The 18,769-nt window shown below is 71.3% G+C and carries 15 protein-coding genes and 1 pseudogene; 5 read left to right on the top strand and 11 right to left on the bottom strand.

The genetic code is table 11. From position 1 onward, the window contains the following. From VFF97_RS06405 to VFF97_RS06385, 5 genes and pseudogenes are all read right to left on the bottom strand, one after another. A pseudogene (locus VFF97_RS06405) lies at window positions 1–1,360 on the bottom strand (hypothetical protein); the annotation flags it as partial. A 40-nt stretch (window positions 1,361–1,400) separates the two neighbouring features. Beyond that, window positions 1,401–3,116, bottom strand: a complete 1,716-nt coding sequence (locus VFF97_RS06400) for a S8/S53 family peptidase (RefSeq protein ID WP_325032659.1) — start codon at window positions 3,114–3,116, stop codon at window positions 1,401–1,403. Between the two features lie 128 nt (window positions 3,117–3,244). Continuing rightward, window positions 3,245–3,583, bottom strand: coding sequence for a hypothetical protein (locus tag VFF97_RS06395; RefSeq protein ID WP_325032658.1), 339 nt, complete (start codon window positions 3,581–3,583; stop codon window positions 3,245–3,247). A 3-nt stretch (window positions 3,584–3,586) separates the two neighbouring features. Continuing rightward, window positions 3,587–4,051 (bottom strand): hypothetical protein, encoded by a 465-nt coding sequence (locus VFF97_RS06390; RefSeq protein WP_325032657.1) that lies wholly within the window; start codon window positions 4,049–4,051, stop codon window positions 3,587–3,589. Further along, on the bottom strand, window positions 4,041–4,658 hold the full coding sequence (locus tag VFF97_RS06385) for a sigma-70 family RNA polymerase sigma factor (RefSeq protein WP_325032656.1): 618 nt from the start codon (window positions 4,656–4,658) through the stop codon (window positions 4,041–4,043). The genes VFF97_RS06390 and VFF97_RS06385 overlap by 11 nt, the downstream gene beginning before the upstream one ends. Window positions 4,659–4,778: 120 nt before the next feature. Here VFF97_RS06385 and VFF97_RS06380 point away from each other — a divergent pair, with 120 nt between their 5' ends. Together VFF97_RS06380 and VFF97_RS06375 are read left to right on the top strand one after the other, a co-directional pair. Then, a complete protein-coding gene (locus tag VFF97_RS06380) occupies window positions 4,779–5,537 on the top strand; it encodes a glutamine amidotransferase-related protein (protein ID WP_325032655.1) in 759 nt (252 codons plus the stop codon). Window positions 5,538–5,587: 50 nt separating this feature from the next. Continuing rightward, on the top strand, window positions 5,588–6,430 hold the full coding sequence (locus tag VFF97_RS06375) for a TspO/MBR family protein (protein ID WP_325032654.1): 843 nt from the start codon (window positions 5,588–5,590) through the stop codon (window positions 6,428–6,430). A gap of 9 nt (window positions 6,431–6,439) precedes the next feature. Here VFF97_RS06375 and VFF97_RS06370 read toward each other — a convergent pair whose 3' ends face one another. The 5 genes from VFF97_RS06370 to xylA all read right to left on the bottom strand — a co-directional run bounded on the left by VFF97_RS06370 (window position 6,440) and on the right by xylA (window position 11,970). Continuing rightward, window positions 6,440–6,928: a glutaminase gene (locus VFF97_RS06370; RefSeq protein ID WP_325032653.1), complete on the bottom strand. Its 489-nt coding sequence runs from the start codon at window positions 6,926–6,928 to the stop codon at window positions 6,440–6,442. A gap of 58 nt (window positions 6,929–6,986) precedes the next feature. Then, entirely contained in the window at window positions 6,987–8,183 is a 1,197-nt protein-coding gene (locus VFF97_RS06365; RefSeq protein WP_325032652.1) for a cation:proton antiporter, read from the bottom strand. A 161-nt stretch (window positions 8,184–8,344) separates the two neighbouring features. Further along, complete coding sequence (locus VFF97_RS06360) at window positions 8,345–9,199, bottom strand: transposase (protein WP_325032651.1); 855 nt, start codon at window positions 9,197–9,199, stop codon at window positions 8,345–8,347. 170 nt (window positions 9,200–9,369) lie between these two features. After that, window positions 9,370–10,683, bottom strand: a complete 1,314-nt coding sequence (locus VFF97_RS06355; RefSeq protein WP_325032650.1) for a xylulokinase — start codon at window positions 10,681–10,683, stop codon at window positions 9,370–9,372. A gap of 96 nt (window positions 10,684–10,779) precedes the next feature. Continuing rightward, window positions 10,780–11,970 (bottom strand): xylose isomerase, encoded by a 1,191-nt coding sequence (gene xylA / locus VFF97_RS06350; RefSeq protein ID WP_325032649.1) that lies wholly within the window; start codon window positions 11,968–11,970, stop codon window positions 10,780–10,782. 268 nt (window positions 11,971–12,238) lie between these two features. On the opposite strand from xylA, the gene VFF97_RS06345 reads away from it, so the two are divergent. The 3 genes from VFF97_RS06345 to VFF97_RS06335 all read left to right on the top strand — a co-directional run bounded on the left by VFF97_RS06345 (window position 12,239) and on the right by VFF97_RS06335 (window position 17,881). After that, entirely contained in the window at window positions 12,239–13,252 is a 1,014-nt protein-coding gene (locus VFF97_RS06345; protein ID WP_325032648.1) for a LacI family DNA-binding transcriptional regulator, read from the top strand. Between the two features lie 156 nt (window positions 13,253–13,408). Further along, complete coding sequence (locus VFF97_RS06340) at window positions 13,409–17,296, top strand: endo-1,4-beta-xylanase (RefSeq protein WP_325032647.1); 3,888 nt, start codon at window positions 13,409–13,411, stop codon at window positions 17,294–17,296. 66 nt (window positions 17,297–17,362) lie between these two features. Beyond that, complete coding sequence (locus VFF97_RS06335; RefSeq protein ID WP_325032646.1) at window positions 17,363–17,881, top strand: VanZ family protein; 519 nt, start codon at window positions 17,363–17,365, stop codon at window positions 17,879–17,881. 54 nt (window positions 17,882–17,935) lie between these two features. Here VFF97_RS06335 and VFF97_RS06330 read toward each other — a convergent pair. Beyond that, a partial coding sequence (locus tag VFF97_RS06330) for a glycoside hydrolase family 3 C-terminal domain-containing protein (protein ID WP_325032645.1) occupies window positions 17,936–18,769 on the bottom strand: 834 nt, incomplete at its 5' end.

Below are 18,769 nucleotides of genomic sequence, written 5' to 3'. Positions count from 1 at the left end.
GGACGGGGAGGATCGCCTGCGTCACGTGCCGCGCGCGCTCCGACCACTCGAACACCGTCTCGGGGCGCCCAGACCGGACGGCGGAGGCGAGGCCGACCGACAGCGGGCCGTTGCCCTGCAGCGAGCTCGACGCCGTGAGCTCGAGGCTTCCGCCGGATCGTTCGGCGCCTTCGAGGCGTTCGATCGCGCGTGCGGCGTACCGCCGGGCTTCCGCCTCGCGACCGAGTCGGCTCGCGCGCTCGGCCCGCACCTCGTCGGCGAGCAGGGCTGCTTCGAGCGACGCAGTGCGCGGCAGTCGCGGTGTCTGGATGGAGCGCGGATCGGCTCCCGTGCGAAGCCGGGCTAGCAGGTGCGTGAGACGGAGGACGATCGCGTCGTTGCGATGGCCGAGCTGTTCGAGCGCGGTCGCGAGCTTCTCCACGTCGGATGCCGAGGGCAGTCGGCCCGGCCGTTGCGCGGCGAGCCCGGAACGATCGATCGTCTGCACCGCGAGCCGCGCGCGAAGCCCGAGCGCCGCCGCTCGGGTCGCCCACCCGTCCGCGCCGAGCGCACGGAAGCGCCGGCGCGCTGCCGCGCTCACGCGTGCCGCTCTCGCGGGCGAGTGCGAGAGGAGCGAGCGCGCGAGCTGGTACTCGGCCTCGGCGCGGTCCTGCGTGACGCCGAGGCGACCGAACTCCTGCGCGACCTTCTCCAGGAGGCGCTCCGCTTCGGTCGTGAGCCCCGCTTCGCGGAGCACCTCGGCCCGATCCAGCTCGATGATCGCGGCGGACAGCTCCGACACGTCGCCGAGCGCCCCCCGCACGCTCTGCATGATCTTGAGGGCGGTGACGAGGTCGCCCGCGAGCATGCGGAGGTATCCGCGGTTATGCGCCGCCTGATCGGCGTCGAACGCGAGGCCGGCCTCGCGATAGATCCGCTCGGCCTCGAGCACGTCGCTCTCGGCCGCTTCGAGGTCGCCCCGCGTCATCTCGACGATGCTGCGGTTCATGCGCATGTTCGCGGCGCGCACAGGACTGTCGGCGAGCCCCTCGATCGCCCTCGAGAGCCAGCGCACGGCGCTCTCGTGCCGGCCGCGGTGCATGTCGATGGTGCCGAGCTGCCCGTGCAGGATCGCGATCGACTCGGTCGACAGGCCCGGCAGGGCGAGCGCGTCGAGGCACACCCGCTCGCCCTCGTCCGCACTCGAGTGCTGGGCGATCAGGTAGCCGGTCGTCCCGGCGATCCGTGCGCGCAGATCGTTGTCGCCGAGCGCTTCCGCGCGCACCGCCGCCTCGGCCAGCACGGCGCGCGCATCGTCGTGGCGCCCCATGTTCGCGAGGTCGACCCCGCGCTGGTAGAGGCTCTCGGCGTCGGTGGGCACCCTGCAATGATGGCGGGGTCGCCGCCCGACGGGCTACTCGCTACCCGATGACCGACCGGTCGAGCTTCTCCACGAACTTCAGCGCGGCCTTCGTCGCGGCATCCGTCACGTCGACGCCGCCCGCCGTGCCGCCCATGAGCACCGGCGAGAGCTCACGCGCGATGAGCCCCGCGACGTACGGCGCCGCGAACGACGTCCCGCTCCAGATGGCGAACCCGCCGGTGAAGTCGTCGGGATCGATCGTCTCGCGTCGGCGCCCGTACAAGTCGAGTCGCGACCCGGGCTGTACGCCACCCTGGATCTCCTGCGGGAGGGTGCTCAGCACCGACGTTCCCGGCGCGAACGCCGTCACCCATTCGCCGATGTTGCTGTAGAGCGCGACGGACGACAGATTGGGGTTGAGTGCGCCGATCGCGACATGCGGTGCGAGCTTTCCCGCCTCAGGGAGGGTGATATCGGGATCGCCCCAGTTGTAGAGCGCTGCCGGGAAGGTGGGCCGGTCGGTCGCGTCGTTGCCGGCCGAGCACACGACCGCGCACCCGAGGCCGCGCAGCTCCGCGAGGATCTCGTAGAGCCTCGTACTGAACGCACCGTCCTCGGGCGTCTCGTGGTAGTAGCCGAGCGACAGGTTGAGCACGTCGACGTGCTGCACGCCGTTGTCGCCGTCCTCCTTCATCCAGTCGATCAGCTCTTCGAGCGCCCGGATGAGCTCCGACTCGAGGACCGTGCCGTTGCTGTCGGCCACCCGGATCGTCACGAGGTCTGCCTCGGGCGCGACCTGGCGGACGATCCCCGCGACGAACGTGCCGTGGCCGGATGCCCCGTCGATGAAGCCGTCGCGCGGCCCGCTGAGATCGCCGTGGATCTCCGGGTTCGTCGATTCGTCGTCGATCCCGATGACCCCCTCGCTCGCGGCGGAGGACACGCGGCGCCGCACGATGTCGCGCTCGGGCGGGGGATTCGTCTCGTCGCGACGCGGAGGCAGCCACTCGTGCTCGCCGCACCCGGTGTCGACGATCGCGACCACGGGCCGCCGGCCACCGTCTTCGATCTCGAGGACGCGCGTCGGCGCGGGGCCGACGTACGAGGCCATCTCGAGGCCGCCCGACCCGGGGAAGGCGTAGCCCTCCAGCCCCGCGGGGTTGGTCTTCGAGAACGGGTTGGTCCTCGAGAACGGATTCGTCTTCGAGAACGGGTTCGTCTTCGAGAACGGATTCGTCTTCGAGAAGGGATTCACGCCCGCGGGGTCGACCGTGAGCACGTGATCGAGCCCGACGCGCCGGAGCGGGTCGTCCTTCTTCGGGACGTACCCGTCTTTCCGGCGGGACCGCCGTGCGCGCTCCTTGGGCGCGGCCGACCGCGCGGCATCGAGCGCTCGGTCGCGCCGGTCGCGCCCGTTCGTCGCGAGTAGCCGCGCGCGCTGCAGCAGGCGCCACGCGTCGATCGGCGGCACCGGCTCGTCATCGCGGTCCTCGCGCGGTGACTGGAAGATCACAGCACGCGACAGCGGCTCGTGCGCCTTCCGCTGACCCGGCACGGGTTCGACGTTCACATCCCACCCGAGCGCGGCACCCGCTTCGCGCAGCAGCCGCTCCGGTTCGTCCTTCTCGCCCGAGATGAGCAGGTAGCCCGGCGCGTACACCGAGCCGAAGGCGCGGACCCCCGGCACGGGCTCGAGCGTCGGGTCGAGCGGCACTCCCCTCGGCTCGTCGGCGGCTTCCCGCTCGCGCCACGTGCGTACCGGCTTCTCAGGCATGGTGTCGTTCCCCAATCGTCGTGTCTTCCCCTGACGCGCGGCCACGCATCATCCGCGAGGCCGCGCCCATTGTGCCCACGGGTACCGGGAGGGCGAAAGGGCGACGCTGATACACCGGCCCCCGCCGGTCACGCATCCGGTGTCGCGATGCGGTCGAGCTCGACGCCCACAAGGTCCTCATGACGGCCCCTCGCGCGCCGCAGCAACCGCGCGGCGTCGACCAGCGCGCCCGAGTGGTCGTCCCGGGCGACGAGCCGGACGACATGCGGGCGAACCGGATGCACCCCGCCCCGCACGCGCGTCTCGCGTTCCACCTCGGTCGGGTCGACCGGCCTCCCGCCGAGGCTCTCCGGCACGACATCCCACCCGAGCTCGTCGGCCGACTCCCGCAGCGCGTCGACGATCGACGCGAACCGGTCGGGCCGCGTCACGAGCAGCTGCGTCCGCACGTACTCCGCGTCGACCAAGCGTCACACCTCGAACTGAGGCGTCTGGAAGTCCTTCATGCCCTCGTCGGAGCGCACCACGAGCCGCAGTCGCGACACCCCCGGCGTCACGCCCTCGAAGGCGAAGCGCCCGCGCTCGCCGGCATCCGCCGGCCACTCGTGCCCTTCCTGCGTCAGCCGGATCGCGAGGGCGTCGGCATCCGTCCATCCGTCGATGCGCCGCAGGCCCTCCTCCGTCGCGGTCACGTGCAGCAGGACGCTCGTCGTGCCGTCGCTGAACTGAAGCGTCGCGGTGTCGCTCTCGCCGCGCACCGCGGCGGTCTCCGACTCGACCAGCGTCAGCAGGGCGTACTCGCGTGACAGGTCCTCGACGGCGACGGCGGCCACCATCCGATCGACGAGGTCGGCCGGCACGGGGTCGACCGCACTCCACATCGCGCGCATTCGCGCGAAAAGCGCCGCGTCCGCGGCGAAGTCTTCATCGTGCATCTCGGTCCTCTCCCCAACCGTCGCTCTGCAGAAGCGTTCGGAGCTTGCCGAGGCATCGCTGGCGCGTCGGGCCGATCGATCCGATCGGCATCGACATGTCCTGGGCGATCCGCGCATAGTCGGGGCGTTCCTCGAACGCCACGATGCGCAGCAGTCGCTGACAGCGCTCGTCGAGCTGCGCAACGGTCAGCCACAGCCGGCGACTCTCGTCGTCGGCCGCGGCGACATCCTCGGCGGAATCGTGGACGGGCAGGAGCGGCTCGAGGTTCTCGGCCTCGGTCGCGTCGGCGCGCCGGTGCTGCTTGCCGACACGCCACGCTTCGCGCCGTGCCGTCGTGGTGAGCCATCCCGACACCGCGAGCGGGTCGGCGATGGACTCGTGCCGACGCACGAGCGTCAGCCACGTCGTCTGGACGACGTCCTCCGCGAGCGACCGGTCGAGTCCGTACGCCCGCACGACGTGCCACAGCAACGGCGTGAGGAGGCGTACGAGGTCGTCCATGGCTCGCGCGTCGCCGTCGCGCCAGGCGACGAACAGCGCGGCGGCGCGCTGCCAGCGCGCCGGTTCGGCGGCATCCGAGGATGCCGCCGCCTCAGCGTGGGTCATAGCGCCCATTGTGTCCACACCCGAGGGGAGCGCGATAGTCCGCGGCTGATACACCGGCATGCGAGGTTTCACAGGCGATCCTCGGTCGCGCCCTTCCCCGCCCGCACCTAGAATCGCGCCATGGCCGCCCCCGTCCTGTATGTCTGCGTGCGCCCGCAGAAAGGTGCGGCGGAAGCGGAGTACGAATCGTTCCGGCAGGCGATGCGCCTGGAGCCCTCCGAGCTCGACCACCTCGACCTCGTGCACGAGCAGCTTCCGCCCGACGCGGCGGAGCGCTGGCGGGGATTCGTCGTCGGCGGGAGTCCCTTCAACGTGTCCGACCCCGAGTCGACGAAGACCGATGCTCAACGCCGACTCGAGGCCGACCTCGAGCGCATCGCCGCATGGGCGGCGGAAGGGGCCGACGAGGGCGTCTCCGCATTCTTCACGTGCTACGGCATCGGCATCGTGACGCGGATGCTCGGCGGCGAGGTCAGCCGCGCGTTCCCCGAAGACACCGGGCCGACGGTCGTCAACGTCACCGCCGATGGGCGGCGCGATCCGCTCTTCGGCGAGCTCGCCCACCGCTTCACGGCGCTCACGGCGCACAAGGAGGGGACGGGGCGACTGCCCGACGGCGCGGTCCTGCTGGCGACGAACATCGGATGCCCCGTCCAGGCCTACCGCGTCGGAGACCGCCTGTGGGCGACGCAGTTCCACCCCGAGCCGACGACGCAGGCGTTCACCGAGCGCATGGCCGTGTACCGCGACGACGGGTACTTCGCGGCGAACGACTACGACGTCATCGCGAGCCGCGTGCTCGCGGCATCCGTCACCGAGCCGGGTCGTGCACTGAGGGCCTTCGCGCGCCGCTTCGCACCCGCGGCCCCGGTTTCGTAGCGTCTGTCAACCCCGGTGTCCGGCGGAGGTCCGCGACATAGCGTCGGAGTATGACCATGCGCGAATCTGTGCTCTCAGACCGGCGCACGACGGGGACGGCGGGCGATGTCGTGCGGCAAGTGGCCGTCATCTCCGCACTGTGCTTCATGCTGATCGCCTCCGTCGTCAACAGCGGCGTCTTCGGCGGACCCTCCGTCGACGAGTTGCAGGACGGCGCCCTGAGCGCCGAAGGCTCGTACCTCGCCCCGGCCGGTCCCGCGTTCTCGATCTGGTCGGTGATCTACGTCGGCCTCGCCGCGTACACGATCTGGCAGGCGCTGCCGTCGCAGCGGGCGAACCCGCGCCAGCGCGCGCTCGGCTGGCTCATCGCCGGCTCGATGGTGCTCAACGGACTGTGGCTGGTTGTCGCGCGGTTCGGATCGCTCGTGGGCACGGTGCTCGCGATCGTCGGGCTTCTCGTCGTGCTCGCGATCTGGTTCCAGCGGGCGGTCGCGACGACGACCGACGGCTGGCTCGACGCGCTGCTCATCGACGGCGTCTCGGGGCTGCACTTCGGCTGGGTGACGGTCGCGACGGTGGCGAACACCGCCGCGTGGCTCACCCAGATCGGGCCGCCCGAGTGGGAGCTGGCGGCCGACGTGTGGGGCATCGTCATGCTCGTGCTGGTCGGGATCATCGCGCTCGGCATCGCCGGCGCGGGCGGCTGGCGCGTCGCGCCCGCTCTCGCGATCTCGTGGGGCCTCTCCTGGATCGCGGTCGGCCGCCTCGCGGGCGAGCCGCACAGCACGGCGATCGGCATCACCGCGGTGATCGTCGCGGCGGTCGTCCTCATCGCCTCGCTCGCCGGCGCCGCGTTCATGCGGGCCGCCGACGTCCGCAACGCGGGCGCCTGACGTCGCGAGTCACGCTCCTTCGGGCGGATGCCGAAGCAGCTCGACGCGCTCATCGAGATAGGCGGCGAGGGGCTGCGGCGCGGCCGCGGCACTCCAGCGCACCATGGGCTCGCCGTCGACGAGTGACAGCGGACCGGATGCCTCGCCCCGCTCGACCGCGTCGACGTCGAGCTCCGTCCACCCGACGTGCACGGTCGCGCCCTCAGGGTATCCACCGCGGTGGGCGGCCTCCGCGAGCTCGGCGCGGCGCCGCTGATTCTCGGCCGTGTAGCCGCGCCGCGCGGGGACGCGGGACCGCACGACCTCACCCGTCGCGAGCACCGCGTCGGGCGTGAGCAGCAAGACGCCGAGGTGCCACGCCTCACCGTGCGGGACGATCCGCGGAGCCCGCGCGATGCCGAAGATCCGTCGCGGCTGCACCAACTCGCCCACGGCTTCGCGAGGCGCATCGGCCAGGCGCGAGCGCGCGGCGCCGAGGAGCTCGCGCAGACGGGTCACGCAATCAGGCTAAAGGCGTGGGGGTGGCGGATGCGGCATCCGTCTCGCCTCGCGCGCGTCACGCGCGATCGTCCTGCAGGGTGTCCGGCTCCTCAACCGTGCGACCGCGCAGCGTCATCGCGACGAGCGGGAACACGAGCACCGACAGCATGCCGCCCGCGACGAGGACGGCCTGCACGGCGGGGCTGATGATCTCCTCGTCGACGCCGATCGAGGTGACCGCCACGATGATCGGGAGCCCCGTCGCACCCAGCAGGCCGATCGCGGCGCGGTCGCGCACGTGCGATCCCTCGGGCGCGGCGAGGGTCGACGGCAGCCCGCGCACGATGAGCAGGGCGACCATCACGAGCGGCACGTACAGGAACAGCACCGGACGGTCCAGGAGCGACTGCAGATCGAACGTGATGCCCGTGTAGACGAAGAACAGCGGGATGAGGAATCCGAAGGCGACGCCCTCGACCTTGCTCTCGACCGCCCGGCGCTCCGGCTCGGATGCGTCGCGCATGAGCAGGCGCCAGATGACGCCGGCGGTGAACGCCCCGAGGAGCATGTCGAGGTCCAGCGCGAGACTGAGCGCGACGAGCGCGCCGATGATGAGCAGCACGACGCGGATCGCGAACTGCCCGGACGTGTGCAGAGTCGCGTTCACGAAGCGGTGCATCGCGCCGCGCGGGATCCGGAACGCGAGCCAGATGCCGGTCGCGGCGACGGCCCCGAAGAGGGCGAGCACGATCGTCGCGGGCCCCGGATCGCGGCTTCCGAGGAAGACCGAGATCGCGATGAGCGGCGCGAACTCGCCGACGGCGCCGATCACCGAGACCGCACGGCCGAACGGCGTGCGCAGCTCCGACGCGTCGCGCAGGATGGGCACGATCGTTCCGAGGGCCGTCGAGCACAGGGCGATGCCGACCACGATCGCGGCCTCGGTCGGGAAGAACGCGAACCCCAGGCCGACCCCGAGCACGAGGCTGATGAGCCATCCACCGACAGCCCGGCGGCCGAGGCGCCCGCGGAACGCCGTGAAGTCGATCTCGGTGCCCGCGACGAAGAACAGCATCGCGAGTCCGAGGTTCGCGAAGATCTCGACGACGTCGGACGCAGCGCCCCAGCCGAGCACAGCCGGTCCGACGATGATGCCGAGCACGAGCTCGAACACGACCACGGGCACGCGCACCCATCGTCCCAGTGCTCGGGCGAGCAACGGCGCGAGCACCGCGAGCAGCGGGATCAGGATGACCGCGGTCTCCAGCCACACGCGATCAGCGTAGCTTGAGCCTCGGTCCCTGAGTTCGTCGAAGGGGCGGTCCTCGGTGGGCGACGCTTCGACAGGCTCAGCGACCGGAGGGACAGGGTCGGCGACCGGAGGGACGGGCTCAGCGACCGCAGGGCGACACGGGCCGTGTCGGCGGCGACAGCCTAGAGCTCGTCGAGCGCACGCATCGCGCGCTCCGAGGCGTCGACCGCCGCCCGCACGCGGGAGGCCGCGGCGCGGTGCTCCTCGTCGAGCGCGTCGAGCTGCTCGCTCGCGGTGCGCTCCTCGTCCTCGAGGCGTTCGAGGTCGCGGCGCAGGTCGTCGATGCGCTCGCGCACGTGGTCGAGGCGCTCCTGCGTCTTGGTACGTCGCGCCTCAATCTGCGCGAACTCGCGCTCGGCTTCGTTGACGGCGCGTTCCGCCTCTCGCGCGACCTTCTCGGCCGCCTTGCGCGCGCGGCGCTCGGCGAGGTCGTCGCGCGGCGGCGGCGCGATCGCACCCGGGACGGAGCCTCCGACGGCATCCGCGAGCTCCCCGGGCTCGAAGTCCCCGGCCTCGAGCGGCTTGACGAGGCGTCCCGTCATGACGGCCGCCGCGGCGGCTGCGTCCATGACCGCGGCGTTGATCGTCTTCTCGACGTCTTCGCGCGCGGCGGCGCTGATCGTGACGCCCGCGTCCTTCGCGAGGCTCACCGCCTGCGCCGCGAGCGCCGACACGAGCTGCCGGCGCTGCTTGCCGAGGCGCGCGAGCTCGGCGCCGTCGAGGTCCTCCTGTGCCTCACGAAGCGCCGCCGCGAGGTCGAGCGCGTCGGCGAGCTGCCCGTCGCGCGCGAGGAGATCCACCGCCCACGCGGCGACCGTCGGCTTGGGGAGCTTCTTGATGCGCGCCGCGAGGGAACGATCGGATGCCCCGGCCCGCGCGTTCCGCGCGGCCGTGAACTGGTCGGGCGGCAGCGCGTAGAGCTCGGCGGCGACGGCGTCGAGCTCGTCGTCGCCGTCGCGGGCGGAATCGGTCGGCATCCGCCCATTCTTACGGGGTGGGCGCCGCATGAGCACCCCTCACGGCGGTATCGCGTGCGTAGGAGATGGTGCGGGCGTAGGACGCGAGGCCCTGCGATCGTCCTGCGCCGCGCCCATCTCCTACCGCGGGAACGCTGCGCGGTGAGTCCTCGGCGGCCCGCGGCGGCGACCTATGCGGAGAACACCCGCGCCGCCTGGCGCGCGGCGCCGAGCGCGACGTACTCCCCCGGTGCGGGCACCTCGACCGGGATCCCCAGCACGAGCGGCGCGATCTCGCGCACGGCCTCGGACTGGGCGCCGCCCCCGATGAGGAGTGCTCGCTCGAGCGGAACATCGAGGCCTCGCAGGGCGTCGAGGCCCGCCGCGAGGCCCGACAGCATGCCCTCGACGGCGGCGCGGGCGAGGTTCTCGCGCGTCGTGGAGGCCAGCGTCATGCCCGTGAGGGAGGCCGTGGCATCCGGAAGGTTCGGCGTGCGCTCGCCTTCGAAGTACGGCACGAGCGTGAGCCCGCCCGCCCCCGGCTCCGCGGTGAGTGCGAGGCGTGACAGCTCGGCGTGGTCGACGCCCAGCAGGCGCGCGATCGCGTCGAGCACGCGCGCGGCGTTGAGGGTCGCCACGAGCGGGAGGAACCGTCCGTCGGCGTCGGCGAAGCCCGCGACCGTGCCCGAGGGGTCGACGACGCGCTTCTCGCTCACCGCGAAGACCGTTCCGCTCGTGCCGATCGACACGACGACGTCGCCCGGACCGGCTCCGAGCCCGAGAGCCGCACCGGCGTTGTCGCCGGCACCGGGCCCGACGCGACGGCCCGCGGCATCCGTCACCCACTCGACGGGGCCCAGCACGTGCGGCAGGACGGCATCGTGACCCAGTGCCGCGATGAGCAGGTCGCGGTCGTACCCCTCCGATCCGTCGGGGGCTTCGCCCCAGTAGCCGGTGCCGGATGCATCGGACCGGTCGGTCACGAGCTCCTCGAGCACGGGACCGCGCTCGGACTCGCCGGCGGGACCGAACCCGCGCAGGCGCCACGTGAGCCAGTCGTGCGGAAGGGCGACGGCTGCCACGCGCGACGCATTCTCGGTCTCGTGGTCGCGCAGCCACCGCAGCTTCGTGATCGTGAAGGATGCGACCGGCACCAGCCCCGTGCGCTGTGCGAGGTCGTCGGCGCCGAACTCCGCGATGAGGTCGGCCGCTGCGCCCGCCGAGCGCGTGTCGTTCCACAGCAGGGCGTCGCGGATGACGCGTCCGTCGGCGTCGAGTGCGACCATGCCGTGCTGCTGGCCGCCGATCGACCACGCCTCGACGTCGTCGAGACCGCCGGCGGCGGCGATCGCCTCCTGCAGCGCGGTCCACCACGCCGCGGGATCCACCGACGTGCCGTCAGGATGCGCCGCGCGGCCCTGCCGCACGATGTCGCCGGTCGCCGCATCCGTGATCACGACCTTGCACGACTGGGTGGACGAGTCGACTCCCATCACGAGCGCCATCGCTGTTCCTCTCTCAGAGTCCGTATGCCCCATAGTCGGACATCTCCGCCGGCCGCGCAGTCACGCGGTCGACGGAGATGTCCGTGGCAAGCGGGCTCAGCCGCGCGCGCCGAGCAGGTGCTCGGTCGCCAGCTGCTGCACGCGCACGAAGCCGAAGCCCTTGCCGTCGAAGTAGGCGCCGGGGTCGAAGTCCTCGAACGCCGAGCGGTCGGCGACGAGGTCGGCGGCGGTCTCACCCTCGTTCAGCGTGGGCTCGGAGAGCTCGGGCACGCGGGCCGCGGCGAGCGCCTCCTGCACCTCGGGGTCGGCGCGGAAGGCCTTCGCGCGCTCCTTGAGCAGGAGATACGTGCGCATGTTGGCCTTGGCCGACTCCCACACGCCCTCCTCATCCTCGGTGCGCGACGGCTTGTAGTCGAAGTGGCGCGGGCCGTCGTACGTCGGGCCGCCGTTGGGGCCGCCGTTCTCGAGCAGGTCGACGAGCGCGAACGCGTTGTGCAGGTCGCCGTGGCCGAACACGAGGTCCTGGTCGTACTTGATGCCGCGCTGGCCGTTGAGGTCGATGTGGAACAGCTTGCCGTGCCACAGCGCCTGCGCGATGCCGGCCTGGAAGTTCAGACCCGCCATCTGCTCGTGCCCGACCTCGGGGTTGAGGCCGACGAGCTCGGGGTGCTCGAGCTCGCTGATGAACGCGAGCGCGTGGCCGACGGTCGGCAGCAGGATGTCGCCGCGGGGCTCGTTCGGCTTCGGCTCGATCGCGAAGCGGATGTCGTAGCCCTTGTCGAGCACGTACTGCCCGAGGAAGTCGAACGCCTCCTTGTACCGGTCGAGCGCGACGCGGATGTCCTTCACCGAGTCGTACTCAGCACCCTCGCGGCCACCCCACGCGACGTAGGTCTTGGCGCCGAGCTCGGCGGCGAGGTCGAGGTTGCGCATGAGCTTGCGCAGCGCGAACCGGCGGACGCCTCGGTCGTTGGAGGTGAGACCGCCGTCCTTGAAGACGGGGTGGCTGAAGAGGTTCGTCGTCGCCATCGGCACGATGAGGCCCGTGTCGGCGAGGGCGCCCTTGAGGCGGTCGATCTGCTTCTGACGCTCGGCGTCGGTCGAGCCGAAGGCGAACAGGTCGTCGTCGTGGAAGGTCAGGCCGTAAGCGCCGAGTTCGGCGAGCGTCTCGACGACGTGCACGACGTCGAGGGGCTTGCGGGTGGGACCACCGAACGGGTCGTTGCCGGCGTACCCGACGGTCCAGAGTCCGAACGAGAACTTGTCCTCGCGAGTGGGGGTGGGCATGTCGCTCCTTTGCGCGGCGCGGGTAATTGTTGCGGCTAACAACCTATAACAATCCGGATGCCGCGTCCACTCCATCGCGCGCGAGCAGAGCACCCCGGTCGACGTGCGCAGGCGTGCGTCGACGCGCGTGAATCGGCGCGATTCGGCGCGGATGCGGCATCCGTCCCACTCACCGCGAAAGTATCGACAAATTTGCCGAAAGTCGTGCACAATCGGATGCGATGCACGCACCGTCGCGCGCGGAGACCCTTCGCACAGAATAGAGCCCATGGCAGAGAAGCAGCGCATCACCCTCGCCGCGATCGCCGCGGAGGCGGGAGTCTCGCTCGCCACGATGTCGAAGGTCCTCAACGGTCGCACCGATGTCGCACCCGCCACCCGCGCGCGCCTCGAGGAGCATCTCGCCCGCCACGGCTACACGCGGCGCAAGGTGAGTCAGCGCAGCGAGTTCGTCGAACTGGTCTTCCACGAGCTCGAGAGCAGCTGGTCGATGGAAGTCATCGAGGGCGTCGAAGACGTCGCGCACGCGGCCGGGCTCTCGGTCGTGCTGACGGTGAGCGGCGACCGCCACTCGCCCGACCCGCACTGGATCGACGGTGTGCTCCGGCGGCGTCCGGCCGGCGTCGTGCTCGTCTTCTCGGAGATCTCGGGACCGCAGCGCGAGAAGCTCCACTCGCGCGGCGTGCCGTTCGTGATCGTCGACCCCGCCGGCGACCCGTCACCCGACGTGCCGTCGGTCGGCTCGGCGAACTGGACGGGCGGGCTCATGGCGACGCGGCACCTCATCGAACTCGGCCACAAGCGCATCGCCGCGATCACCGGCCCCGAAGACATGATGTGCTCGCTCGCGCGCATCGACGGCTACCGCTCGGCGATGAACGCGGCGGGACTCGACATCCACCCCGAATGGATCCGGTTCGGCGACTTCCACCCCGGCGGCGGCGAGCGCCATGCACGCGAGCTGCTCGCGATGCCCGACGCCCCCACCGCGATCTTCGCGGGCAGCGACCTGCAAGCCCTCGGCGCGATCGCGGCCGCGACGGATGCGGGACTCCGAGTTCCCGACGACCTCTCCGTCGTCGGATACGACGACATCGCGCTCGCGCGCTGGATGAGCCCGCAGCTCACGACGATCCACCAGCCGCTGCGGCGCATGGGCGAGGAGGCGACGCGTCTCGTGCTGCGCCTCTCGGAGGGTGCGAGCGTCGAGACGCTGCGCATGGACCTCGCGACCCACCTCGTCGTGCGCGGGAGCACGGCCGCGCCGCCGGCCGGTCGCTGAGCTCCCTTCGTCTCGTCGCTGTCCCTCACTCCGTCACGTCTCCGAAACTTGCGACAAAGTTTCGTAACAGTTGCGTAACGGTGCCCGCCGCATCCGCGAACCGTCGAATAGTTTGCGAGAACGACAAATCCCCCCGCTCTCGCGCAAAGGAGCGCCATGAGACGACGCCGCACGACCCTCGCCGCCGCGATCGCGGCCGGAGCGATGCTGATCACCTCCCTGACCGCGGTGCCCGCCGCGACAGCCGCCGACACCGGCGTGTCGTCCGTCGACTTCGAGGACGGCACGCTCGGCGGCTGGACCCAGAGCGGCGGCGGTGCCGACACCCTGACCTACGCGGCCGACCCCGACGATGCCGCGAACCAGGTGCTCAGCGTCAACGACCGTGACGCCGACTACGTGGGCATCGAGAGTCCCGCGTCGCTGTTGGAGGAAGGCACGACGTACACGTTCAGCGCGCGCGTGCGCCTCGCCGACGACGCACCCGCCGACTCGGCGAGCGCTCGCTTCGTCGTGAAGGACGGCTTCCACTGGGCCGACGGCAGCAACACGACGATCACCAAGACGTCATGGACGACGATCACCGGCACCCGCACGGCCGACGCCGACGACTCGAGCGTCTACATCGGCACGAGCGATCTGTCGCCGGCCGCTCCGTACACCTATCTCGTCGACGACATCCTCATCACCGCCGCCTCCGACGCGCCGAGCGGTCCCGTGACGGTGCTGCAGAGCGACTTCGAGACGGACACGGCGCCGTGGTCCGGTCGCGGTGCGACGATCGCGCAGACGGATGCCGCCGCCCACGGCGGCTCGCACAGCCTCGCGATCACCGACCGCGCCAACACGTGGAGCGGGGCGTCGATCGACGTGGCGACGCTCTTCGACGAGGGCGTCGAGTACTCGATCTCGGCGTGGGTGCGCCTCGCCGACGCGGCGGCCGCTCCCATCGGCGTGAACCTCGGCGTCAACCAGCCCGGGGCGTCGAACGAGTACCCCTGGGTCGGCTCGCGCGCCACCGTCGACGGCACGACGTGGGTGCAGCTGAGCGGCACCTACACGAGCGACCCCGCCACCCCCGCGGCGATCCTCTACGTCGAAGCCGCCGAGGCGGGAGTCGACCTGCTGCTGGACGACGTGCTCATCACGGCATCCGAGACCGACCCGAACCAGCCGCCGGGACAGGAGCCCGGCACCGTGCTGATCGACACGGGCTTCGACGACGGACAGCTCGACGGTTGGGTCCCGCGCCAAGGCTCCGACACGTCGAACCCCACGGTGTCGGTCGTGGAGGGCGGCGCGCTCGCGACCTCGCACGCCGTGCAGGTCTCAGACCGCACGCACGAGGGCGACGGCGTGCAGCACGACGTGAAGGACGTGCTGCTGCCCGGGGCGACCTACGCACTCGAGGCGTACGTGCGCTTCGCGCCCGGCTCCGACCTCGGCCAGGGTCTGACGGTCTCGATGCGCACCGTCAGCGGCGGATCGCAGTCGTTCGCGAACCTCATCCAGATCGAGAATGCGACGGCGACCGGCTGGACGCGCGTCTCGGGCCAGTTCACGGTCCCCGGCTACGACGAGGCCGCCGAACTGTACTTCGAGGCCCGCTTCAACAGCGGCAACACCTCGACGTTCCTCGTCGACCAGATCAGCGTGTGGGTCCCCGAGCCGGCGCAGGGCGACCTGTCGCTCACGCCGCTCAAGGACACCGTCGACTTCCCCCTCGGCGTCGCGATCGACCAGCGTGAGACGAGCGGCGGCGCATCCGATCTCGTCCTGCACCACTTCGACCAGATCACGGCCGAGAACCACATGAAGGTCGAGGCCTGGTACGACGCGGAGCGGCAGTTCACGCCGCACTCTCAGGCCGCCGCGCTGCTCGACTACGCGCGCGACAACGACCTGCGCGTGTACGGCCACGTGCTGCTGTGGCACTCGCAGACGCCCGACTGGTTCTTCCAGGACGAAACGGGACGCGAGCTGACCGACTCGGATGCCGACAAGCAATTCCTGCGCGACCGCCTGCGCACGCACATCTTCGACATCGCGGAATGGATCTCGAGCGAGTACGGGCTGTTCGGGTCCGACACGAACCCGCTCACCGCGTGGGACGTGGTGAACGAGGTCGTCTCCGACCAGGCCACCGCCGACGGCCTCCGCCCGAGCGCGTGGTACCGCGTCTTCGGCGAGGAGTACATCCACCTCGCCTTCGAGTACGCCGACGAGGCGTACAACGAGGTCTACGCCGACCCCACCGCAGACCGCCCGGTGAAGCTGTTCATCAACGACTACAACACCGAGCAGGACCTCAAGGGCGACCAGTACCAGGCGCTCGTCGAGCGTCTGCTCGACGCCGGAGTGCCGATCGACGGTGTGGGCCACCAGTTCCACGTGTCGATCAACACGCCGATCTCGGCGCTCGAGGCTGCGCTGGACCGGTTCGCCGGTTTCGGGTTGCTGCAGGCGGTCACCGAGATGGACGTCACGATCAACCCGGCGAACGAGCCGAACCGCGTCAAGCAGGGCCACTTCTACCGTGACGCGTTCGACGCGTTCCGCGCGTACGAGGCATCCGCCCTCGCCGCCGAGAAGCTGTTCTCGGTGACGGTGTGGGGCCTGACCGACACACGCTCGTGGCGCTCGGCGCAGCAGCCGCTGCTGTTCGACGGCTCGCTCGCGGCGAAGCCCGCGTACTACGGCGCCGCGGGCGACGACGAGGGCGTGCCGCCGCTCATCAACACGGCGAACGTGTTCGAGGGCGACGTCGCGCTCGAGGACGGCTTCGCGGATGCCGTCGAGTGGCGCAACCTGCCCGAGAACGCCCTCACCGGCGGTGCGGGCGGCTTCCAGACTCGCTGGAACGCGGACCATCTCACGGTGCTCGTGCGCAGCGCGGTGGATGCCGAGCGTGTCGAGTTCACGTATCGCGGCGAGGAGTACGTCTACGACCCGGGCGCCGCGGGCTCGGTCGCGGGCATCGACGAGGTCGTGGGCGACGAGCACCTCATCGTGGCGCACCTGCCGCACGCCGACGTCGCGCGCGGGTCGACGGCTCCGTTCGACGTCCGCGTCGTGGGCGCGGGCGGCACAGTGGCGGGCGGCTGGAACTCTCCCGGCGCGACAGGGACGCTCACGTTCCTCGAGCCGCTGTCGCTTCTCGAGGTACCCGAGACGGATGCCGCACCCACCGTCGACGGGACGATCGACGACGTGTGGAGCGCTGTCGATCCCGTGACCACGGCGACCCGCGTCGAGGGCAGCGCCGAGGGCGCGAAGACCGCGGTGCGCACGCTGTGGCGCGGCGACGTGCTCTACGTGCTGTACGAGGTGACCGACCCGGTCATCGACGTCGCGAACAGCGACCCCTGGAACCAGGACGGCGTCGAGCTGTTCCTCGACCTCGAGAATCGCAAGAGCGGCGCCTACGGCCCGAACGACGCGCAGTTCCGCGTGACGGTCGAGAACAGCCAGTCGTTCGGCACGGGCGACGCGGCTGCGCAGGCGGCTCGCCTCGAGAGCGCGACGGCTCTCGTCGACGGCGGGTACGTCGTCGAGCTCGCGGTCGACCTGACCGGCCAGTCCGGCGGTCAGAGCGACGTGCCGCTCGGCGGTCCCGACACGTTCCACGGAATCGACTTCCAGGTGAACGACGGTCGCGACGGCGCGCGGTACTCGGTCCACACCTGGGCGGAGCCCACCGGAACCGGCTACCAGACCACCGCCCGCTGGGGTGTGGCTCACCTCATCAGCGCGGACGACCCCGAGCCCGAACTGATCAACGTCGTCGCACCGTCGATCGTCGGCAAGGTCGCCAAGAGCAAGGACGTCACCGCCGATCCCGGCGAGTGGTCGCTCGAGGGCGTGACGTTCACGTACCAGTGGCTCGTCGACGGCGAACCCGTCGGCAAGAAGGACACGTCGGCCACCTTCAAGCCGAAGAACGCGCATGTCGGCAAGGAGCTGTCGGTCGTCGCGACCGCGCACCTCGACGGGGTCGAGCCGGTATCGGCCACCTCGGCACCCGTCGTCGTCGCGAAGAAGTAAACGCGGCGGATCCCCCACGCGGGGGCGTCGCGGGCCCTGAGCCCGCGGCGCCCCCGCACCGTCATAGTGAAGCGGCTACGCTGGCGCGAGGCCGGCCACCCGGGCGCCCTCACGACGGACCGCAACCCGATGATCATCCGCCTTCTGCTGTGCGCCTACCTGGTCGCCCTCGGCTGGATCGTCTTCGCGCCCGCATCCGACGCGTCGCAGGTGACCGGGATCGTCGCCACGCTCGCCCGCTTCGCGGCGGACAGCGGTCTGCTGACCTTCGCGCAGGCATACACGCTGCTCGAGTTCCTCGCGAACGTCGCGCTCTTCGTCCCGTTCGGCGTGCTCTGGCCGTTCGCCGCGTCTCGGCTGCGACCCATGGCGGTCGTCGCCCTCGGTCTCGCGACATCGGCCGGGATCGAGCTCGTGCAGCTGCTGCTGCCGTCGCGAGTCCCCTCCCTGTGGGACGTCATGGCGAACACGCTGGGCACCGCGTTCGGCGTCGGTGTCGCGGCGTTCGTGAACGCACGCCGCGGCGCTCGCACCCGTCCCTCTCGCGGCAGCCGTCCGTCTCGCAACAGCACCGCCCCCACGTAGAGAGGGGCGCGAGCGGTGAAACGCTCGCGCCCCTGCGCTCCCTACTGCAGGCGGTCAGGCGTCGGGCACCACCGTGACCGTCGCGTGCAGGGCGCGGGTGTGGTCGACGACCCGGGTCTCGCCGACGACGCGCACGGTGCGCGACGCGACGAGCTCCGAGCTCGACCGTCCGAACGACAGCACGAGGTCGCCCGGTTCGACGATGCGGCGTCCGTCGACGCCGGTGAAGGAGGTGAGGTCGGCGGGCACGTCGAACGACACGCGCACCCGCTCCCCTGCGGCGAGCGGCACGCGCGCGTACGCGACCAGCCGCTGGACCGGCCGTACGACGGATGCCACGGGATCGTGCAGGTAGAGCTGCACGACCTCGACGCCGTCGCGGTCGCCCGCGTTGCCGACGTGGATCGACACCGTCACAGAGCCGTCGACGGGCAGGTCAGAGGCGGATGCCGCGGCATCCGACCACACGAACGGGGAGTAGCCCAGGCCGTGTCCGAACGCGAACGCGGGCGACGGGTCGATGTTCGACACACCGGTCTTCCGCGCGAGCGGCGCGGCGAGGTAGGTCGACGGCTGGGCACCCGGATCGGCCGGGATGCTCACCGGCAGGCGTCCGCTCGGGTTGACACGGCCCGAGAGCACCCCTGCGATCGCGGGCGTGCCCTCTTCTCCGGCGAAGAACGCCGCGACGATGGCGGCCGCACGGTCGACCGCGGAGCCGAGGGCGTAAGGCCGGCCTGAGAGCAACGTGGCGATCGTGGGTGTACCCGTGCCGATGACGGCCTCGAGCAGGTCCTGCTGCGCTCCGGGGAGGCTCAGATCGGCGGCGTCGCAGCCCTCGCCGCTCGTGCCCCGGCCGAACAGCCCGGCCCGGTCGCCGAGGGCGAC

Source organism: Microbacterium sp. (assembly GCF_035687345.1).
GTDB lineage: Bacteria > Actinomycetota > Actinomycetes > Actinomycetales > Microbacteriaceae > Microbacterium.
Note: the sequence above shows the minus strand (reverse complement) of the source record. Positions and strands in the feature narration are given on the sequence as shown.